16 protein-coding genes and 1 tRNA gene are annotated in these 19,976 nt (G+C 65.3%); 11 read left to right on the top strand and 6 right to left on the bottom strand.

Annotated features, from left to right (window positions below):
- Window positions 1-132 precede the first annotated feature (132 nt).
- The 7 genes from AC1DIP_RS02450 to AC1DIP_RS02480 all read left to right on the top strand — a co-directional run bounded on the left by AC1DIP_RS02450 (window position 133) and on the right by AC1DIP_RS02480 (window position 11,125).
- Entirely contained in the window at window positions 133-1,269 is a 1,137-nt protein-coding gene (locus tag AC1DIP_RS02450) for a GuaB3 family IMP dehydrogenase-related protein (RefSeq protein WP_476206296.1), read from the top strand.
- Between the two features lie 100 nt (window positions 1,270-1,369).
- Window positions 1,370-3,109, top strand: coding sequence for a glycerol-3-phosphate dehydrogenase/oxidase (locus AC1DIP_RS02455; protein ID WP_477732692.1), 1,740 nt, complete (start codon window positions 1,370-1,372; stop codon window positions 3,107-3,109).
- 38 nt (window positions 3,110-3,147) lie between these two features.
- Window positions 3,148-3,636: a PTS sugar transporter subunit IIA gene (locus tag AC1DIP_RS02460; protein ID WP_387557341.1), complete on the top strand. Its 489-nt coding sequence runs from the start codon at window positions 3,148-3,150 to the stop codon at window positions 3,634-3,636.
- 81 nt (window positions 3,637-3,717) lie between these two features.
- On the top strand, window positions 3,718-4,599 hold the full coding sequence (locus AC1DIP_RS02465) for an SURF1 family cytochrome oxidase biogenesis protein (protein WP_476206293.1): 882 nt from the start codon (window positions 3,718-3,720) through the stop codon (window positions 4,597-4,599).
- Window positions 4,596-5,102, top strand: a complete 507-nt coding sequence (locus AC1DIP_RS02470; protein WP_476206292.1) for a DUF3817 domain-containing protein — start codon at window positions 4,596-4,598, stop codon at window positions 5,100-5,102. Before AC1DIP_RS02465 ends, AC1DIP_RS02470 begins: the two co-directional genes overlap by 4 nt.
- Before the next feature lie 104 nt (window positions 5,103-5,206).
- Window positions 5,207-6,796 (top strand): glutamine-hydrolyzing GMP synthase, encoded by a 1,590-nt coding sequence (guaA, locus tag AC1DIP_RS02475; RefSeq protein WP_477732693.1) that lies wholly within the window; start codon window positions 5,207-5,209, stop codon window positions 6,794-6,796.
- Window positions 6,797-6,925: 129 nt separating this feature from the next.
- Window positions 6,926-11,125: an AAA family ATPase gene (locus AC1DIP_RS02480; RefSeq protein WP_477732694.1), complete on the top strand. Its 4,200-nt coding sequence runs from the start codon at window positions 6,926-6,928 to the stop codon at window positions 11,123-11,125.
- 11 nt (window positions 11,126-11,136) lie between these two features.
- Here AC1DIP_RS02480 and AC1DIP_RS02485 read toward each other — a convergent pair whose 3' ends face one another.
- The 3 genes from AC1DIP_RS02485 to AC1DIP_RS02495 form a co-directional block, all read right to left on the bottom strand.
- Window positions 11,137-11,859 (bottom strand): RcpC/CpaB family pilus assembly protein, encoded by a 723-nt coding sequence (locus AC1DIP_RS02485; protein ID WP_477732695.1) that lies wholly within the window; start codon window positions 11,857-11,859, stop codon window positions 11,137-11,139.
- Window positions 11,860-11,970: 111 nt separating this feature from the next.
- Complete coding sequence (locus tag AC1DIP_RS02490) at window positions 11,971-12,243, bottom strand: FmdB family zinc ribbon protein (protein ID WP_476206285.1); 273 nt, start codon at window positions 12,241-12,243, stop codon at window positions 11,971-11,973.
- Between the two features lie 110 nt (window positions 12,244-12,353).
- Window positions 12,354-12,974, bottom strand: a complete 621-nt coding sequence (locus AC1DIP_RS02495) for a 5-formyltetrahydrofolate cyclo-ligase (RefSeq protein WP_477732696.1) — start codon at window positions 12,972-12,974, stop codon at window positions 12,354-12,356.
- Window positions 12,975-13,107: 133 nt separating this feature from the next.
- Here AC1DIP_RS02495 and galU point away from each other — a divergent pair, with 133 nt between their 5' ends.
- From galU to AC1DIP_RS02515, 4 genes are all read left to right on the top strand, one after another.
- Window positions 13,108-14,013: a UTP--glucose-1-phosphate uridylyltransferase GalU gene (gene galU / locus AC1DIP_RS02500; protein WP_477732697.1), complete on the top strand. Its 906-nt coding sequence runs from the start codon at window positions 13,108-13,110 to the stop codon at window positions 14,011-14,013.
- A 4-nt stretch (window positions 14,014-14,017) separates the two neighbouring features.
- Complete coding sequence (locus tag AC1DIP_RS02505) at window positions 14,018-14,638, top strand: GNAT family N-acetyltransferase (protein ID WP_476206279.1); 621 nt, start codon at window positions 14,018-14,020, stop codon at window positions 14,636-14,638.
- A gap of 81 nt (window positions 14,639-14,719) precedes the next feature.
- Window positions 14,720-15,661 (top strand): hypothetical protein, encoded by a 942-nt coding sequence (locus AC1DIP_RS02510; RefSeq protein ID WP_477732698.1) that lies wholly within the window; start codon window positions 14,720-14,722, stop codon window positions 15,659-15,661.
- A gap of 121 nt (window positions 15,662-15,782) precedes the next feature.
- A tRNA-Ala gene (locus tag AC1DIP_RS02515) sits at window positions 15,783-15,858 on the top strand.
- 457 nt (window positions 15,859-16,315) lie between these two features.
- Here the strand turns inward: AC1DIP_RS02515 and AC1DIP_RS02520 are convergent.
- The 3 genes from AC1DIP_RS02520 to AC1DIP_RS02530 all read right to left on the bottom strand — a co-directional run bounded on the left by AC1DIP_RS02520 (window position 16,316) and on the right by AC1DIP_RS02530 (window position 19,886).
- Window positions 16,316-17,086, bottom strand: coding sequence for a metallophosphoesterase family protein (locus AC1DIP_RS02520; RefSeq protein WP_477732699.1), 771 nt, complete (start codon window positions 17,084-17,086; stop codon window positions 16,316-16,318).
- A gap of 1,417 nt (window positions 17,087-18,503) precedes the next feature.
- On the bottom strand, window positions 18,504-18,767 hold the full coding sequence (locus AC1DIP_RS02525) for a hypothetical protein (RefSeq protein WP_477732700.1): 264 nt from the start codon (window positions 18,765-18,767) through the stop codon (window positions 18,504-18,506).
- A gap of 294 nt (window positions 18,768-19,061) precedes the next feature.
- Window positions 19,062-19,886: a DUF2637 domain-containing protein gene (locus AC1DIP_RS02530; RefSeq protein ID WP_477732701.1), complete on the bottom strand. Its 825-nt coding sequence runs from the start codon at window positions 19,884-19,886 to the stop codon at window positions 19,062-19,064.
- Between the last annotated feature and the right edge of the window lie 90 nt (window positions 19,887-19,976).

The following is a 19,976-nucleotide window of genomic DNA, read 5'->3' on the forward strand; positions in this document are numbered from 1 at the left end:
GCTATCGCGGGAGCATCCACCGAAGCCCCCTGCCAAGGCTACGTGTTTGCTCGGCGCAGTCGCCATGGGCAGCGCTCCCCACAGGGAAGCGCCCGGGCCCGTTCACCGAACCCGCTGGGATAACCTAGAGCAGTGACTTATGAGATCGAGATCGGCCGTGGCAAGCGTGGGCGTCGTGCCTACTCCCTGGATGACATTGCAATCGTCCCCAACCGTCGCACCCGCGACCCCAAGGACGTCTCCGTCTCCTGGCAGATCGACGCCTACCAGTTCGAGATGCCGGTAATCGCCGCGCCGATGGACTCGGCCATGTCCCCGGCCACCGCCATCGCCCTCGGCAAGCTGGGCGGCCTTGGCGTGCTGGACCTGGAAGGCCTCTGGACCCGGTACGAGGATCCGCAGTCCATCCTCGATGAGATTGCGGCGCTGGAGGACGAGACCAACAGCCCCGCGGTGACCGGACGCATGCAGGAGCTGTACCAGGCCCCCATCCAGCCCGAACTCATCACGTCCCGCCTGGCTGAGATCCGCGAGGCCGGCGTCACCGTTGCCGGGTCCCTGACCCCGCAGCGCACCCAGGAACACTACAAGACCGTCCTGGCGGCCGGCGTCGATATCTTCGTCATCCGCGGCACCACTGTCTCCGCCGAGCACGTCTCCAAGGACCACGAGCCGCTGAACCTCAAGCAGTTCATCTACGAACTCGACGTCCCGGTGATCGTGGGCGGCGCAGCGGGCTATACCCCGGCGCTGCACCTCATGCGCACCGGCGCCGCAGGCGTCCTGGTCGGCTTCGGCGGCGGCGCCACCACCACCACCCGCCGCGCCCTGGGCATCCACTCGCCCATGGCCTCCGCCATCTCCGATGTCGCAGCCGCCCGCCGCGACTACATGGACGAGTCCGGCGGCCGCTACGTCCATGTCATTGCCGACGGCGGCATGGGCACCTCGGGCGACATCGTCAAGGCAATCGCCATGGGCGCCGACGCCGTCATGCTGGGCAGTGCCTTGGCCCGGGCGGAAGAAGCGCCGGGCAAGGGATGGCACTGGGGCCAGGAAGCGCACCACACCGAACTGCCCCGCGGAGACCGCGCCAACGTGGGCACCGTTGGCCCCCTTGAGGAGGTCCTCTTTGGGCCCGGCCACCACACCAACGGCACGTCCAACCTCATCGGCGCCCTGCGGCGCTCCATGGCCACCACCGGCTATTCCGACCTGAAGGAATTCCAGCGGGTCGACGTCGTGGTGTCGCCTTACGCCGGGAACTAAGGCACCGGGGCAGGGCGGGCCGCTGGCCCGCCCTGCCCAAGCACGCCACTAGCAAGTAGTGTGGGTTTACTACCGGCACTAGAGGCACTGGAGGCGTTCAATGAAGAGTGTTCCTGTAAACGGCGGGGTCCTTGGCCCCGAAGCCAGGGCAGCATCCATCCAGCGGCTGCGCGCCACCACGGAACCCGGCCAGGAACTGGACATCCTGATTGTGGGTGGCGGCATCGTCGGCACGGGAGCCGCACTTGACGCCGTGACCCGGGGGTTGAGCGTCGGCATCGTCGAGGCAAGCGACTGGGCTGCGGGGACGTCCTCCCGGTCTTCAAAACTTATCCACGGTGGCTTGCGCTACCTGGAAATGCTGGATTTTGCCCTGGTCAAAGAGGCCCTGCAGGAACGCGGGCTGCTCCTCTCTGAGATTGCACCCCACCTGGCCCGGCCGGTGCCGTTCCTGTATCCGCTGACCAAACCCTTCATCGAGCGGCCCTATGTGGGTGCCGGCATCGCCCTCTATGACGCCATGTCAGTCTCCGCCGGCCACAGCCGCGGCGTCCCGTTCCACAAGCACCTGAGCAGGCGCGGCACCCTGCGCGCCGCGCCCAGCCTGAAGGACGACGCCTTCGTGGGGTCCATCCGCTACTACGACGGGCAGGTGGATGACGCCAAATACTGCGCCAACCTGGTCCGCACCGCTGCCTACTACGGCGCCCACGCCGTGAACCAGATGAAGGTAGTGGACTTCCTGCGCGAAGGCGAGCGGGTAGTCGGTGCCAAGGTGGAAAACCGCGAAGACGGAACCCAGTTCAGCATCCGCGCCAAGCAGGTCATCAATGCCACCGGCGTATGGACCGACGAAACCCAGGCCATGGTCACCGACCGCGGCCAGCTAAAGGTCCGGGCCTCCAAGGGCATCCACCTGGTGGTGCCCCGCGACCGCTTCCAGTCCACGGTGGGCCTGATCCTGCGCACCGAGAAATCGGTCCTGTTCGTCATCCCGTGGGGACGGCACTGGATCATCGGCACAACTGACACGGACTGGCACCTGGACAAGGCCCACCCTGCCGCTTCCAGCAAGGACATCGACTACGTCCTGGAACACGTCAACCAGGTGCTGAAGCGGCCCCTGACCAGGGAAGACGTCGAAGGAGTCTACGCAGGGCTGCGGCCGCTGCTGGCAGGCGAAAACGACTCCACGGCCAAGCTCTCCCGCGAACACGTCGTGGCGCACCCCGTGCCGGGCCTGGTGGTAGTGGCCGGCGGAAAATGGACCACCTACCGGGTCATGGCCAAAGATGCCGTGGACGAGGCCACCCGCACCATGGATGAGCGGGTTCCCCCGAGCTGCACCGAGACCATCCCGCTGCTGGGCGCCAGCGGTTTCCGGGCGGCCTGGAACCGCCGGAACCGCACGGCAGAGGAATCGGGTGTCCACGTGGCGCGGATCGAGCACCTGCTCAACCGTTACGGCTCCATGACGCCCGAAGTCCTGGCGATTATCGAGCAGAACCCGGAGCTGGCGGAGCCGCTCCCCGGCGCCGACGACTACCTGCGGGCAGAAGCGGTCTACGCCGCAAGCCATGAAGGTGCCCGCCATGTCCAGGACGTCCTCACCCGCCGCACACGGATCTCCATCGAATCCTGGGACCGCGGAGTGTCGGCCGCCCCTGTTGTCGCTAAACTGATGGGTGACGTCCTTGGCTGGAGTGACACGCAGCGTGAAAACGAAGTCCGCCACTACCTTGCCCGCGTGGAGGCCGAACGCCTTAGCCAGCAACAGCCGGACGACGAATCCGCAGACGCCGCCCGCCTGGGCGCGGAAGATATCGTGCCCTTGCGTTGAGGGGCCGTTCGCCCCACTGCTGACCGAAGGGATACGCCTTGGCGGAACCACTGGACCCGTATGACGCCCACCTGACCACCGCTGACATGGTGATCCTGGAAATGGAGGCGAAGGACAAAACCGACGCCACCAACCAACTGGCAGAGCGGCTCTACGCCGCCGGGCGGATCTCGGATCTTGACGGGTTCCTGAAGAACGTCAACGCCCGGGAGCACCAGCTCGCCACGGGGCTCCCGGGCGGCGTAGGCCTGCCGCACGCCCGCAGCGAATTCGTGTCGCAGACCTCCATCGCTGTGGGCATCACCAAGTACGGCCACGCGCTGGACTTCGGAGCCGCCGATGGCCCCGCCACGGTCATCCTGCTGATCGCCACCCCAGCCAGCTCGTTCTCCGACCACCTGGAAGTCCTGGCCACCCTGGCCAGGTCACTCTCCAAGGAATCGTTCCGCGAATCGCTGCGGCGTGCGTACGACGCAGAAGTAATCGCCGAGCTCATCAACTCCAGCCTGGTGTTCTTCGACCACTAGGCGCATCCCCCGGGCCCGCCTCCGGACCCGGACGCCCTTGGCGTTTAGTTGTTCTACAGAAGTACGAAGTACGGTTAAGACGTGTGGAAAACAGCCCTTAAGCCCCGATGGATCGCAGGCTTTATCTTCGCGATTGCTCTCTCCGGGGTCTTCGTGCTGCTGAGCCAGTGGCAGTTCGGCCGCTCCACCCAGCCCGAGGTTCCGGTCAACCCCGCCACCGAACAGGTCCAGCCACTCACCAGCACCCTGCAGCCCGGCGAATTCTTCCACGGCAGCGTAGCCGACCAAATGGTCACGGCACAGGGGACATACAGCCCGGACAAGCAGGTCCTTGTTCCCGGCCGGCTCCACGATGGCAAGACCGGATACTGGGTCGTTTCGGCCTTCGCCGTCAAAGATGCCCCGGCCCTGACCGGAGCAGGTGCCTCACCGCAGACCTGGATCCCCGTGGCACGCGGGTGGGTCGCGGAACCCGGGGACGCGGCAGCACCGCCGTCGGGCCTTGTTGAACTGACCGGGCGGCTGCTGCCGTCCGAAGCGCCGGTGGCCGGGAAGGCACCCAAAGCGGGGGAGGCCTCCGCCGTCTCCGTGGCGGAGCTCATCAACTACTGGGAAGTAAGCAGCTATCCCGGCTTCGTCTCCGCCACCGCAGAGGTGGTGGGCGGCCAGGATGTGAGTGCCGCCTCCGTACCCGGGAACCTCCTTCCGCTGGACATCGGCCCCCAGCCACCCGCCCAGCACATCAACTGGCTCAACCTCTTCTACTCCATCGAGTGGGTTGTCTTCGCCGGCTTCGCCCTCTTCATCTGGTGGCGCCTGGTCAAGGACGACTACCACCGGGACCTCGAGGAGGCTTTTGACGACGCCGGCGACGACGACGGGCACGACGAAGAACACCAGCTCCCACAGCAGGACGAACAACACCAGCAGCCTGACCAGCACCAGCAGAAGGTACAGCCATGATTGATCCGAAACCGGCCACCCCCTCGTCGCAGGCATCCGGCAAGACTGCCGGAAAGAAGCGCCGTTTCGGCGGCACCGAGGCCCAGATCCGGTCCGCCCTGAAGTTCTACAAGGTCATGGCCTACCTCACCGGCACCATGCTGCTGCTGCTGTGCGCCGAACTGGTGGCTCGCTACGGCTTTGGCCAGTACCTGTTCGCCGGCGGGACCAACGCGGTGACCGGGCAACCGTTCGGCTTCGGATTCGCCGACGCCGAGCCGGCGGGTGTGCTCAATGGCATGAACGTCTCCGTCACCGTGCTGATCGTGCACGGCTGGATGTACGTGGTGTACCTGATCTCCAATTTCCGGCTCTGGTCCCTCATGCGCTGGCCGTTCCTGAAGCTGGTCCTGCTGGCACTGGGCGGCGTCGTGCCGTTCCTGTCCTTCATCGTTGAAAAGAAGTTCCACGCCGAGGTGGAGGCCGAGCTGGCCGCCAACCCGCAGGCTCCGCAGCGCTACTGACACGGGCCTTCAGCGCACCGGGCCACCCGCCGTCGGACGTCTGCTCCGTCACAGCCGGGCCTCTCAAGGTGCGCCGGTGCAAGGGCGCAAAGTAGGCTATTACGGTGACTACTCCCACTGCATCCCAGACTTCCCAGAAGCCGGTGCTGGTTGTTGATTACGGTGCCCAGTACGCGCAGCTGATTGCCCGCCGCGTCAGGGAAGCGAACGTGTATTCGGAAGTGGTTCCGCATACCTGGTCCACCGAGCAGCTCCTGGCCAAGAATCCTGCCGCCATCATCCTCTCCGGCGGCCCTTCCAGCGTCTATGCCGACGGCGCGCCCAGCGTGGGCGCGGACCTCTTCGAAGCCGGCGTCCCCGTCTTTGGCATCTGCTACGGCTTCCAGGCCATGGCCAACGCCCTGGGCGGCAAGGTGGACAGGACCGGGCTGCGGGAGTACGGATCCACGGAGACCACCATTCTGGGTGATGGCCGCTCTGTGCTCGAGGGAATGCCCCAGCACCAGAAGACCTGGATGAGCCACGGCGACTCCGTGCACGAAGCACCGGCAGGATTCGACGTCCTGGCCACGACGGCAGGCGCTGAAGTTGCAGCATTTGCCAACGAGGAAAAGGGCCTCTTCGGCGTGCAGTGGCACCCGGAGGTCAAGCACTCCGCCTATGGCCAGCAGGTGCTGGAGAACTTCCTGTTCAAGGGCGCCAAACTGGAGCCCAACTGGACCACCGGCAACATCCTGGAAGAACAGGTGGAGCGCATCCGCGAGCAGGTCGGGGACGCCCGCGTTATCTGCGGCCTCTCCGGCGGCGTGGATTCCGCCGTGGCGGCAGCCCTGGTCCAGCGCGCCGTGGGCGACCAGCTCACCTGCGTGTTCGTGGACCACGGACTGCTGCGCGAAGGCGAAGCGGAACAGGTTGAACGCGACTTCGTAGCCGCCACCGGCGTGAAGCTGTACGTCGCCAACGAACAGGAACGCTTCCTCTCGGCCCTGGCCGGCGTCAGCGACCCCGAAACCAAGCGCAAGATCATTGGCCGGGAGTTCATCCGCGCCTTCGAAGAAGCAGAACTTGCCATCATCGCCGAGGCCGCAGCCCACGGCGAGAAGATCAAGTTCCTGGTCCAGGGCACGCTTTACCCGGACGTCGTCGAATCCGGCGGCGGCGAAGGTGCAGCCAACATCAAGAGCCACCACAATGTGGGCGGCCTCCCCGAGGACCTGCAGTTCGAGCTCGTTGAGCCGCTGCGCGCACTGTTCAAGGATGAGGTCCGCGCCGTGGGCGCCCAGCTCGGCTTGCCGCAGGAAATCGTCGGCCGCCAGCCGTTCCCCGGCCCAGGCCTCGGCATCCGGATCGTCGGCGACATCACCAAGGAGCGGCTGGACCTGCTCCGCAAGGCCGACGCCATCGCCCGCGCCGAGCTGACCGCCGCAGGCCTGGACAACGAAGTATGGCAGATGCCCGTGGTCCTGCTCGCGGACGTCCGCAGCGTGGGCGTCATGGGCGACGGCCGCACCTACGGCCACCCCATCGTGCTCCGCCCGGTGTCCTCCGAGGACGCGATGACCGCCGACTGGTCACGCCTGCCGTACGACCTGCTGGCACGCATCTCCAACCGGATCACCAACGAGGTTGACGGCGTCAACCGGGTGGTGCTGGACGTCACCAGCAAGCCGCCGGGAACCATCGAGTGGGAATAGCATCCTAGTGGCCGGCCTCCGTCAGCGGGGGCCGGCCACTGCTTTTTCCCAGCGAATTCCTCCGCAATTTCCCGTGCCCCAGTGTTGCGGTCTCTCAAGTCCGGCGCCGGAGCGGCTACTCTCGAATCTATGCCGGTATGGTCCAGGGCGTCACGTGCAAACGCAGAAAAGAAGGCAGAAGTGTCAGTTGGTCAAGGCCACCCGGAAGGCTCGGAAGAGCTTCGTAAATGGCTGTCCGGGCTCAAACCCGTCACCGGCGCGGACACGATGCTGCGCTTCACCAAGACGCCGGAAGGTTCCATCGACCTCACTTCGGCGCACCCCTCAGGCCTCGCCCAGCTCATGGCCGGGCGCCGCACACGCCTGTCCACCCTGATCCGTGACCGCCAGCAGTATGTGGTGGCGGCAAGGGCGTCACGCAACATCCGGTCCAAGATCTTCGAACTCGCCAACGACCGCGGCATCGACGCCGGGTACCTGTCCGCCGGCACCGTGGTGTGGACGTCCGCCGTCGGCGGCAAACCCCAGCGCGTCTCCGCTCCGGTCATGCTGACCGCCATCTCCCTCACGGTCCGGCCGGGAGAGGATGACTTCGAACTGCAGCTCACCGAACAGGCCCAGATCAATCCCGCCCTCGTGCGGCACTTGAAAAACATCCACGGGATCGTGTTCGACGTCAATGCAGTGACCCGCCTGGCCTACAGCACCGCCCGGTTCGACCCCCAGCCCGTCCTGGACCGGCTGGCCACCCTGATCCGGCCCATCCACGGCGCCGAAACCCAGCACAACCTGCTGGTCTCCACCTTTGCCGACCTGTCCGGGAACCTGGACGACCCCTGGATCAACGATTCCAACCCCATCGTCTCCGCTCTGGCCACTGCCGCCGGCGGTGAAGTAGTGGATGTCGTGCAGCCGGATCCGTCCCGCTTCCCGCACCTGGACAACAGGCACCCCAAAGACGAGCTGCTGCTGCTGGACGCCGATACGGACCAGCAGTACGTGGTCGACGCCGCCCGGGCGGGCGACTCCCTGGTAGTCAGCACCCCGCCGGGAACCGGCCAGACCCAGACAGCCATCAACACGATCGGCGCCCTGGTGGATGCCGGCAAGACGGTGCTGGTGGTGGGCGACCGCCGCGCCAGCCTGAACGAGGTTTCCGGGCACCTGGAGACGTTGGGATTGGAGTCAATCCTCTTCCAACTGACCGGGAACGTCACCGCCCAACAGCTGAAGGGCCAGCTGGTCCGGGCAATCGTCCGCAACGAAAAGTCGTTGGAACCGCAGCTTGGGAACCTCCACACCACCCTGACCGAACACCGCCATGCCCTGATGGATCACGTCGCATCGCTGCACAACGTTCGCGAGCGGTGGGGCTGCTCGCCGTACCAGGCCATGCAGTCACTTGCCGAGCTCACCTCCATCCACCCCGCTCCAGCCACCACCGTCCGGCTCAAGCGCAGCGTCCTGGACAGCATCCGGGACCGTGAGGAACTGGCCGGACGCCTCCGCCGCGCCGCCGAACTGGGCAGCTTCAGCAAGGCCGCCACCACTAGCCCGTGGCACGGTGCCCGGCTGCTGACCCGCAAGGAGACCGAGGAAGCCCAGGACCTGGTCCGCTCCGTCGCCAAGAGCCTTCCCGCCCTGCGAGACCGTATGGACGCTGTTGCGGAGCATGCGGAAATCCGACTGGGCGAATCCTTCGCCGAGTGGGGCGAACAGCTTGAACTGCTGGTGGCCGTCCGCGGCAGCCTGGACAAGTTCACCCCTGACATCTTCGACCGGCCGGTGACGGACCTCATCTCCGCCACGGCGCCGTCGGCCTGGCGGCGTGAGCGCGGCATCGAGCTGACCGCGATGCAGCGCTCCAGGCTGCGCCGGGTGGCCAAGGAGTACGTGCGTCCGGGCGTCCACATCGCCGACCTGCACTCGTCCCTGGTGCTGGTCCAGGAGCAGCGTGCCCTCTGGGCGGGCTACGCCACCACCCAGCGCCACCCCGCTGTCCCGTCCGGCCTGGCCGAGATGATTTCCATGTACCGGTCCCTTGACCAGGAGCTGGCGCAGCTGGGGGAGGCGCTGCGGCATACGGAGGACGGCGGGGCACTTTCCACCGTTCCCTACGGGCAGCTGATGGAGCGCCTGGAACGCCTGGTAGCGGACACCGACACGCTGAAGACCCTGCCCGAGCGCACGCTCCTCATCGAGAACATGCGCGAACACGGCCTGGGAGAACTCCTGGCCGACCTCGCGGAACGCGAAGTTCCGGAACGATCCGTTGCCGCGGAGCTGGAGCTGGCCTGGTGGCAGTCCGCCCTGGAGGCGATGATCAGCGGCGACGACTACCTGGCCATGTCCGACGGCGACGCACTGCGCCAGCTCGAGGCAGAATACCGGCTGGCAGACAACGCGCACATTGCCAGTGGTGCCGCCCGGTTGCGGTGGGACCTGGCGGAACGGTGGCGCACGGCGATCGCTGCCCAGCCGCGCCAGGCAGACCTCCTGCGCAGCCTGCTCAAGGACGGCCGGGTCTCCCTGCCGTCCCTGACGGCCCAGGCACCGGAGCTGATCGGCACCCTGGTCCCGGTCTGGTCGGTCAGCCCTTACCTGATGACCGGACTGCTGCCGGCCGAACAGCATTTTGACGCCGTCGTCATTCTTGACGCTGAAGCAACTTCCCTGCAGGCTGTCCTGCCGTCCATTGCCCGGGCGCGGCAGGTGATTGCGTTCGGCGATCCCCGCATTGCTACGCCGCGGACGTTCACCGTAGGGGTGGAGCGGCTGGCCGCCGGAGAGTCCGCCCACCACCGCGTCGAGAGCGCCTTCACCGCGCTCTCCGCAGTGCTGCCGGTGTGGCGGCTCAACGTGGTGTACCGCGCAGTGGACGAGGACCTGGTCCTGCAGCTCAGCAAGAACTTTTACGACGGCGGCCTGCGCCGGCTGCCCGAAGGCCAGTCGGCCACGGGCCTGGACCGGTCGCTGCTGGTGGAGTACCTGCCGGACGGTACCGGCCTTCCCAGCGCCGACCACGAGGGCGTGGAGTCCGTGGTGGCGGAGGTCAACAGGGTAGTGGAGCTGGTGTTCGAGCACGCCCGCCTGCGCCCGCGGACCTCCCTGGCGGTTGTTACTGCCAGCCTGCGGCACGCCGCCAGGATTGGCGAGTCCATCAGGCTGCAGCTGTCCAACCAGCCGGGGCTTGCGGGATTCTTCGGCGCGGGCCCGGAATCCTTCCGCGTGGTGGACCTGGAACGCGCCCAGGGCCTGGTCCGCGACCACGTCATCTTCTCGCCCGGATTCGGGCGGACCCCGCACGGACGTGCGCTCCACAACTTTGGGCCGCTGTCCGCTGAAGGTGGCCGGGAGAAGTTCGCCCTGGCCATGACCCGGGCCCGCCGTTCCCTGCACGTGCTGACCTGCTTCCGGCCTGAAGACCTGGACCACACCCGGCTCACCCACGGCGCGGTGGACCTGTACGCGCTCCTGGACCGGGAAATCTCCGGCAACACGGACCTTGGTACCCCGGCATCCCGTGCTGCCGCCAGTGAACAGGCACTTGGCGCGGACCCGTTGGTGGCGGATCTGGGCGACCGGCTGCGTGCGCGTGGCGCCAGGGTCTGGCACCAATACGACGGTGCCATTGACGTGGTTGCCGCCGCGGACCCCCTGAACACGATGGGCCAGGATGATGCCGACATTCCGCGGCCCGTGGCCATCGAGTCCGACGGAACTGCGCAGTACCGCACCATGAGCGTGCGTGAGCGCAGCAGGCTGCGCCCGCAGCTGCTGGAACGCCTCGGCTGGCGGTACATGCCGCTGTGGACCATCGAGGTGTTCACGGACCCCTCGTCCTGCGCGGACCGCATTGCCGGCTACCTGGGCCTGGAAAAGATGGTGCTGCCGGGCCGTGCCAGCCAGTCCGTGGGGTTCCTTGACGATGACGTTGACCAGGCGCTCAATGGAATTGACGCTGCGCCGGCGGCGGGAGTTTCCTATCTGCCCCGGGATTCCGGTGGAGCACGTGACGGCGACGGTGGACGCCAGGAGACGGACCCCATGACTAAGGAACAGAAGCCTGCCGACGGCAGGCCTGAAGACAACGGCCGCGAGGAAGACATGCGCCAGGACGAGAACGTGAACGGACAGCAGGTAACAGCAGCTGATGGAGACGTCCCTGCCGGCCCGGCTGAAGGCACCCCGGTGTCCCGGACGGCTCCGGCCGGTACCGGAGCAGTCCTGCCCACCAAGGCCGCGGAGGACGACGCCCGCAGCTGGGGTGACCGCGATGATGACCACGACGCGTGGCTGAAGGAACAGAAGCCGCCGCACTGGGGCTGACCGCCGCCGGGTCACTGAGGGCCGACCAAAACAAAGAACAGTCTGCCTTGGGTGGAGGCTCCGGCCAGGCGGGATGACTGTTCTGCCGTGGCTGCCACCACGATGAGGCCGTCTGTCTCCGTGGTGCCCAGCCATTGTCCGCTCTGGCCGCCCTTGTTGGAGGTCCACAGCACCGGGACGGCGGACGCCAATACTTCGGAGGGGCCCTGCTGGTCGAACCCGTTGGCTGATGTAAGCACCACGTTGACCAGCTGGCCGGGGGAGACAAGTTGGATGGACGAGGCGTCGGCCATTCGCAGTGGCACCGCGGCAGATCCCGGCGGCGTCCCTGCCAGGAGGCCAGGGCCTACCAGTTGGGCATCGGATAAAAGTTGGCCCTTGCGCATCGGGGCGGCCAGCTGCTTGCCCTTGGCGGAGGCCTCATCCTGGAGGAAGCCGTCGGCGACCATGCCCGGGGGCACCTGGACCCGCGCCACATCCGCTTCGGTCACCGCTGTCCCCGCAGGCAGATCTCGGGCAGCGGCCAGGGCAGTGGCTGTGGCGAGCGGAGCGGGAGTGAGCTGCTGGACGGCGATCGCGGCGGCTGCGGACAGCAGCAGGGCAGCGGCAAGCCTGCGGTTGCGGCTCAGCCAGGCGGCGAGCCGGGCTGCAGGCGGACGTTTCCTGGGGCTGCGGCCGCCGGCGTTCGTGGGATACCTGAGGCCGGCGCGGCCACGACGGGGAAGGATGGGCATGCGCCCACGCTAACTGGGGGCGTACGCGACAGGGACCCGGGACGGCGGCTATGTGGACAAAAGCGGCCGGCGCTGGAACGCGCCGGCCGCCGTCGTGAAGACTATGTCCGTTTAGCTCGCGGCAGCTGCCGGCGCCGCAGCGGCGGGGGTGGTGGCGGGTGCGGACGGAGCCGCAGCCGGAGCGGGGGAGACGGAGCTGCCCTTGGAATCGCGGGAGTCCGTGCGGTAGAAGCCCGAACCCTTGAAGACCACGCCAACGCTGTTGAACTTCTTGCGCAACGTGCCCTGGCATTCAGGGCAGGACGTCAGGCTGCTGTCCGAGAACGACTGGACGATGTCGAAGGCGTGGCCGCAGTCCTTGCAGGCGTAAGCATATGTTGGCACTGGTGCTCCTCCTCTTGGGCAAACGAGAGGTCCCGTGCTGCCGCGTGGTAAACCATTAGCAGTCGCAGGGCCTGAGTGCTAATTCTATCACTGCGCCGCCAGCCCTGTGCTCAGGCCGCCCCCAACAGGGTCCGGTGCCCGGCAGGCGAAAGAACGGCCGGAACAGGGCGGTCGAACTCCTCTGCCGGAATGGTGCCGGCGGGCAGTAATTCATCGTCGTAAATAACAGCGGACAACGGGATTTCCTTCCCGGCCGTGGCCAGGTGCCCCAGGAATTTGTCGTAGTACCCGCCGCCTTGGCCAATCCTGTTGCCGGCAAGGTCCACGGCTGTGGCCGGAATGAAAAGCACGGACGCTTCCCCCGCGGTTTCGGGTCCGTGGCGTTGCCCGGTGGGCTCCAAAATAGGGGCATACCTGCTGCGTTCGAAGCCGGTGTCCGGCTTCCAGAACACCCAGCTCAGCTCCCGTGCGGGTTCGCATACCGGCAGCAGGACCTTGTGCCCGCTGCGGTGCAGGGCGTTGATCAGCGGCAGGGTGGGTGGCTCCTGGCCGACGCCAAGGTAGACGCACGCGATGCCGGGGAGACCGTCAGTCACCGATCCCGCCCACGCGTCGCCATGGGTGGCCAGTGCCAGGCCCGCCGCTTCAAGCTGCGCCGGCGCAAGGCCTGCCCGCCTGCGGCGATGACTGGCCCGGATCCCGTCCTTGATGGCGTTCGTCTCCTGCAGCATGCTGTCCTTCCTGCGTTGCCCGGTGGTCCGCAGCCTGCAGCCAGGGCAGTCCGGGTGCCGGCCTGTCGCGCCGGTGGTTACTGAAATAGCCGGTGGTTACTTAAATACTTGACGCTGACGTTAGATTAGTCCGGTGAACACCAGTAATCCCAGAGTCCGCAAAGCCGTCATTCCCGCAGCGGGCCTGGGCACCAGGTTCCTGCCTGCCACCAAGGCGATGCCCAAGGAAATGCTTCCCGTCGTGGACAAGCCTGCCATCCAGTACGTCGTGGAGGAAGCCGTCCACGTGGGCCTTAGTGACGTGCTGATGATCACCGGCCGCAACAAACGGGCCCTCGAAGACCACTTCGACAGGGTGCCGTCCCTCGAATCGGCCCTCCAGGACAAGGGCGATACCGAAAAGCTCGCGTCCATCCAGGCAGCCAGCCAGCTCGGTGATATCCACTACGTGCGGCAGGGCGATCCGCACGGACTGGGGCACGCCGTGCTCCGGGCAAAGCAGCATGTAGGCAATGAAGCCTTTGCCGTCCTGCTGGGCGATGACCTCATCGATGCCCGTGACGAACTCCTCAGCACCATGATTGAAGTGCAGGCCCAAACGGGCGGCTCCGTCGTCGCCCTCATCGAAGTGGAACCCTCCCAGATCAGCGCCTACGGATGCGCGGACGTCCAGGAGATCGACGGCGAAGACTACGTCCGGGTCAACCGGTTGGTGGAGAAGCCCTCGCCAGAGGAAGCGCCGTCCAACCTTGCGCTGATCGGCCGCTACGTCCTGCACCCTGCGGTGTTCGAGGTCCTTGAGCACACAAAGCCGGGCCGTGGCGGCGAAATCCAGCTGACGGATGCCCTGCAGGAACTGGCGTCCGGTGACGGCGAGGGTCACGGAGTGTATGGCGTGGTGTTCCGCGGACGCCGCTACGACACCGGCGACAAGCTGAGCTACCTCAAGGCCTGCGTCCAGCTGGCCATCGACAGCGAGGACCTGGGCCCGGGCCTGCGGGAATGGCTGCCGGGCTTCACCGCCAGCCTTTCCCAGTAGCGCCGTGCGCACTGGACCCATCTGGCCGGTCACCCTCGAGTGCGGCGACCTGGTCCTGCGGCCCATCCGCTACCGCGACAAGAAAGAGTGGAGCGAAGTGCGGTACCGGAACAGCGAGTGGCTGGCGCCGTGGGAGGCTTCCAACCCGGACCCGGGCGGTGGACTCCCTGACTACCGGCACATGGTCCGGTCCCTCAATATCCAGGCCGCCCAGGCCACCGCGCTTCCCTTCCTCATCACCGAGTGGAGGCCGGGCCTGCGGAACCCGGCCATCGTGGGCCAGCTGACAGTGTCTTCGATCGTCTGGGGTTCAGCCATGATGGCCACGTTGGGGTATTGGGTGGACCACTCCCGGGCGGGACGGGGGATAGCCCCCACATCCGTGGCGCTGGTAACCGACCATTGCTTCCGGGCACTCGGCCTGCACCGGATGGAAATCAATATCCGGCCCGAGAACGGCCCGAGCCTGCGGGTGGTGGAGAAGCTGGGGTTCAGGGACGAGGGCTACCGGCCCCGCTTCCTGCACATCAACGGCAAATGGGCTGACCACCGTTCGTTTGCGCTCACCTCCGAAGAGGTCCCGGAGGGCCTGCTTGGCCCATGGCTGGCATCGCACCGGTCATAAATCCAACGGATTGCCCACGCGGACACGACACACCGTAGCTAATGCGGCCTGAGCAGGCATGATGCTCATACGGTTTTGAGTGTGGACTTCCCCCTTAGCAGCTCAGTGATCCTTGTGGTTGCCGTCGCGCTCTGGATTGTATGGGTTGCCCCTTACGTCCTCCGGAACCGCCGGCACCAGTTCCAGCCCGCCGTCGATTTCCTGGCAGACGCCCCCGCCGATGAGAGGCCGGACCCCCAGTCCGGCCTGGTCTTAAACGTCGCCGCCCAGCAGGAGAAAGCCATGGAACCCAGGAAGAGTGCCGCATCCGGTGCCGGCACTGCAAGCACCCCACCTGCGGCGCCGTTCCGCATCCGCTACGGACGGACTTCCTTGGCCCTGGTGGGGCTGCTGTCACTCGTCACCGCCTTTATCTTCGGCGTGATGCTTCCTTTCGGGTTCGGTTCGGCCGCCCTTCCGCTCACCTGCACCCTGCTGACGGTTGCATCCGTGGCACTGCTGCGTTGGCTCGCCATCCGTGACCGTAAGGCGAAGGTGGACGCCGCCTTCCGCTCCGCAATGAGCGCCCCGGTGCGCCGTCCGGACACCGTCGAGGCAATTCCGACGAAGCCCGAAAGTGCCCCCACACGGCGTGACAGCCCGCTTTTCGACGCCGAGGCCGGGGAGCCGAAGGCCAAGCCCCTGACCGCAGTGGAGCTGCGGGAAGCAGCCCTCGCCGTCGCCATCGCGGCCGGCGACACCAGCGCGGCCACATCCGCACCTGCCGCTCCCGTGAGCACCCCGTGGGAGCCCGTAGAGGTCCCCAAGCCTGTCTATGTGGAGGCTCCCAAGGCCGAGCGTCCCGAACCGAAGCCGCTCGAGCTGCCGGAAGCACCAAAGGCAATGGGGAAGCCCTCGCTGAAACAGGGCGCCACTTCCACCCCGGCTGCTGAGGCAGCGGCCGCAACGGAAGCGCAGCAGCTGTCCAAAGCCCAAAGCGCCCTCAGCAACCTCGACGACGTCCTGCAGCGCCGCCGCGCATAGGGTTATGGGGTGCCCCCCGGCGCCCCTGCGCGTCAATTGGCGTTGGGCTGCGAAAATTTGTAGCCTAGGGACACCGGTTCCGAACCGGCGGGCAACAAACCCGCAGGACGCGGATACGCCCGGGGCTATAGCTCAGTTGGTAGAGCGCTTCGTTCGCATCGAAGAGGTCAGGAGTTCGAATCTCCTTAGCTCCACCATTTGTAGGGGATTTTCGAGTACCCCGGCTTCAAAATAAACACTTTCATAACACTTTGGACCCCGAACGGGGGCGTTATCGGTTCTGGGATGAAGAGTCATGGGAATGATCTTAGGTTCCTGGCACGCTGGCGTTGCAGGCGCCGCGCGGCCGAACCAGAAAGGGCTCTGGAGTCGAGCGGCGAGGTGACAGCGCACTCGCGCCGTGAAGATCGGCTTGTCACTGGCTCTCCTGCTATCCCGACCGGCGAGAGATAGCCTGCCCTTTTCTGGAGATAAGATACCTCTGCCGACGCTGCATCGACCGGCCTAGTGCCACCCAAACCTTGTTTCAGCCAGCCGCTGGTGCCACTAGGGGCCACCCGACCGGGCCACTGCGAGCCAGAGGCTATTTCGCGGTGCATTCACTAGTCGCAGGCAGCCACTACTGGGAGGTTCCGTCCTTTGTTCCGGCGTTGATCAGTTGCCGGAGAGGTCCAGCGGCTCCACGACGAGGCCTTGTTCGCCCTGTGTGACCAGGACGGCGTTGGTCCGGCGGTTGTACTCATTTGCGAGAACTTCCACTACGGTGACACTGTCGTCCGGGTGCACGAGCTCGTGGGTTTTCCGTTGGTGCCAGTGCCCGCAGAACACGTGGGGCGGCCGGAGCTCGTCCACGACGTCCTGGAGAAGCCGCCTGGTCACGTTCGCTCGGTCGACTACGCCCGGCGGTAGCTTGAAGTCTCCAACCATCGGCACGGCCAGCGGAACGTCATGCGTCACGAGGACATCAACCGGGCCGCCGTCAATGAGCCGCTGCGCGTCCTCCCGTGTCGGCTCCTCCGAGTCCCACCAGGACATCCCCGGAGTGCGGTGACTGGCATCGATACTGTAGGCCCCACCGATGGAGCCGACTGTCAGCCCCTCTATGACTGCTCGGCCGCCGCGAGGGAACACTCGGATGTTTGGCCGCCAAGTGGCCAGGCCATCCGGTTCTATTTTGAGCTTCAATCCCGTGTCCCAATTATCGTGGTTCCCGAGGCTGTAGAAGAGCTTCTGCCCGTGGTCCTCCAGCATGTGGTTCACTCTGTTGGCGTGCTTGGGCCTGTTGCGCCCCGGCCAGTCGAAAGCGTCATCACCAACGTGGATCAACGAGCGGACGCCCGCCCTGGCTGCGGAGCGAAGCACGGTCCTCATCCAGCTCGTGTCGCCATGTGTGTCGCCGATGAAAACCAGCCTGGGCTCTTCCATGCTGCTCCTTTCCTCGTAACGAACTATCTACTGGGTCGCATCCACAATCCGGAGACTCACAGACTCACAAGCGGTCACAAGACCCACGACGGGCGGCAGTAATAGAAGTGACAGCAACTCCAAGTCATAGGTACAGCACGTACCAGTTCAGTACATGCAAGTATGGCTTGATCAAAGAGCCAGTTGGATAGTCTCCGCTGTCGCTCACTCACCATGACGCTGATCGGAGCCAACCCAAAATGATCGTTGAGACGAAACGGCGTACTATCCCCTGGACCTGGGTGCCATGACGCTCAAACGGATCCTCGGGGGGCGCCCCGGTCGACGTTCCGGGTATTGCGCACGACCTGCCTGCTTCGGTGGCCTCGTTGCGCAGGGACGGGGAGTCCATCCCTTTTACTTTCATGGCGCCCCTGGAGATAGGCAAGCCCGCCAGGTTCCTACTGAAGCTAAGCGGCGACGGGCTTGAGACGTCCCCAGGACGACCACTGACGTCCTTAGTATCAGCACTGACCTATGACGTGACATCGGCCGTGCGGGCTGCCCTGGCGATGGCACGGGTAAGTCCTTAGCCGAAGCTGGCGCACGAATCTGCGTAGATCCGTCGCCCCGGGGCTTATGTGATACGTGAGGGGGCGGGTGTCTGCACCGTGCCGACCAGGTGAATCTGGGGGTCCGGGACCTGTACCGGGTCAAAATACCAGGGGGCTTGAGGCTTCTGCCTACCGTTCGGCCTACCTTCCCTACGCTGGCCTACTTTCGAAAGTAGGCAGATCCGAAGGGCAAATTCCGCGGAATCTAGGGGTTTTTGGGGGTTTGGGAGGTGTGAGCCTACCCTCCCTACCCTTTTTTGAGAAAACACCTTGGAGAATCCCAGAACACTCACTTGCCCCTTATGGGAGAGAGTTTCCCGGAGAAAGGTAGGGAAGGTAGGGCGGGTGGCCGCGCTCAGGCCAAATCCGCGCCGTTACTGGGATCCCGGGGCATGGATGGGCCTACTTTTCGTCCAGGTGCCTGAGTAGGCAGGGTAGGGAAGGTGAAGGTAGGCTGCCGTGCAGGCGGCCCTCCCCAATTTCCACTTTGGGCCGAAATGATTCGCTTGTTGAGCAGCTTGGGCGGGGATTTGCACTTCTCTAGAGATCCCAAGGGTGCGCCCCTAGCGGTCTAGTAGCCCGCCACCGCCCCCGCAGAGGCTTTCTTGCTAGGCCGGCACCAGCAGGGTGTAGACGTGCCAAACGTTCGATGCGGCTTCCGTTCCGATTTGAAACAGGATGGCGGTTGGGGCGTCAAGACCGAGCAGACTGGTCGCGATGAGTCCGCAGATCGTGACTAGGAGGCAGCGAGCAAGGACTGCAGCAAATCCTCTGGATGTATGCTTTGCGCTCATGATGGTCTGGCTTCCTGTTGGCGGAGGTGATCAGCGGAGGAATACTGTGGCGCCGGCGGCATCCAGCAGGGCGATCTCATTGATCATGTCGGCGCCATCGGACGGGCTTACGTCGGTGAAGTCGAACCTGTAGGTGTGCGTGTCCTCGGAGGATGTTGTCTCGTCACCGGCGGTTAAGACCTGAGCCGGGCCGACTCGGTGCGTTTCAGCGGACTCGTGATTGAGAGTGACTATTGCCGTGGCCGATGTCATTGCGAGGGCGACCGCCACGAGAGGTGCGATGGAGATGTTCATCGGTGTTGGGTCCTTGTGTCTTAAGCCGGGGGTCGATTGAAATGTACGCGTTTCTATACCCTATAGTATCAATAACTCAAGTAAGGAACACGAGAAGTCGTGTCGCCGACAAGAAATAAGCTGGCCGTGTGTAGACTGGGGGCATAACAAAGGACCTCCTGGGTCACTTGTTACGGGGAAGCCCTCGTGAGAGAGCTTCTTGACTGACTCTTCACCCGGTAGCCGGCAAGCAATGGGGTGTTGAGCTGAATAACCTATGGAAGGCCCGCCTCGGCGGGCCTTCTTCATTTGGACCTATGCCGGCTGAAGTTCCCTCACCGGCAGCCGCTTGATGGTCGAGGGCGACACTCCGAGTTCTTTGGCGACCGCGGGGATGGACATTCCCCTGTCGTTCCTCATCCTCCGGACTAGATCCACCTTCTCGTCCTCCGAAAGGTCGCTCCACACTTCCTTCTGAACCGGACCCGTCTTGCTCACAGCCGGCTTCCTAGGTGCCGGCGCTGCGGCAACGGGTGCTGCACCGGGGTTAGGGGTGTGAGGGGTGGGCTCGGAGACCGCAGTGAGAGCAGCTGCAGGGACTGTGACCCGTACGGCCTGGTCCTCGGTCTTGATCTTCGGCGCGGACACGGCGACTACGGGGGGCGCAGTCTCCGCCTTCGTTTCGGGCTGTACGTCAGCCTTAGGCGGGGCAATCAGGACATTCTCGAGGACCAGGCTGGCACCCAGGGTCGCAAGGGGCATTAGTGCCGACAATGCCGCGCCGGTGAGTGTCCCTGCCGTCCAGGTTGACTGTGGGCCTGCCGGAACGAGGACGTGGAGGACGTTTGCCGCAATCGACACCAGCGTCCAGAAAGCCGTGGCGAGGTTGGTAATCAGCGTTGACTCACCGCGGGACCTCCGGATCAGGGTGGCTATGGTGAAGAGGATCAGAGCCAGGTCCACGACTGCCGGAACGACATACTGCAGCTGCTGGGGGATCAACATGTAGGAGGCCAGGGAGGCCTGTCCAAAGAAAGAAGCGGCAAAGGCTCCGAGGTAAATGGCGCCTGCCAGTCCGGCGGCGCCATAGGCCACCGCTCCGCTGTCGGGACTTATCCGTGCGGCTTTCGGCTGAGTCATTTCGTAATGTGCTCCCTAGAGATGATTGTGCAACGTATACGTTTCAAACAGAGTACGCGCTGAACCGCAAGCGTTGCAAGAATGCCTCCC

This window comes from Pseudarthrobacter sp. 05T312 (genome assembly GCF_056396685.1).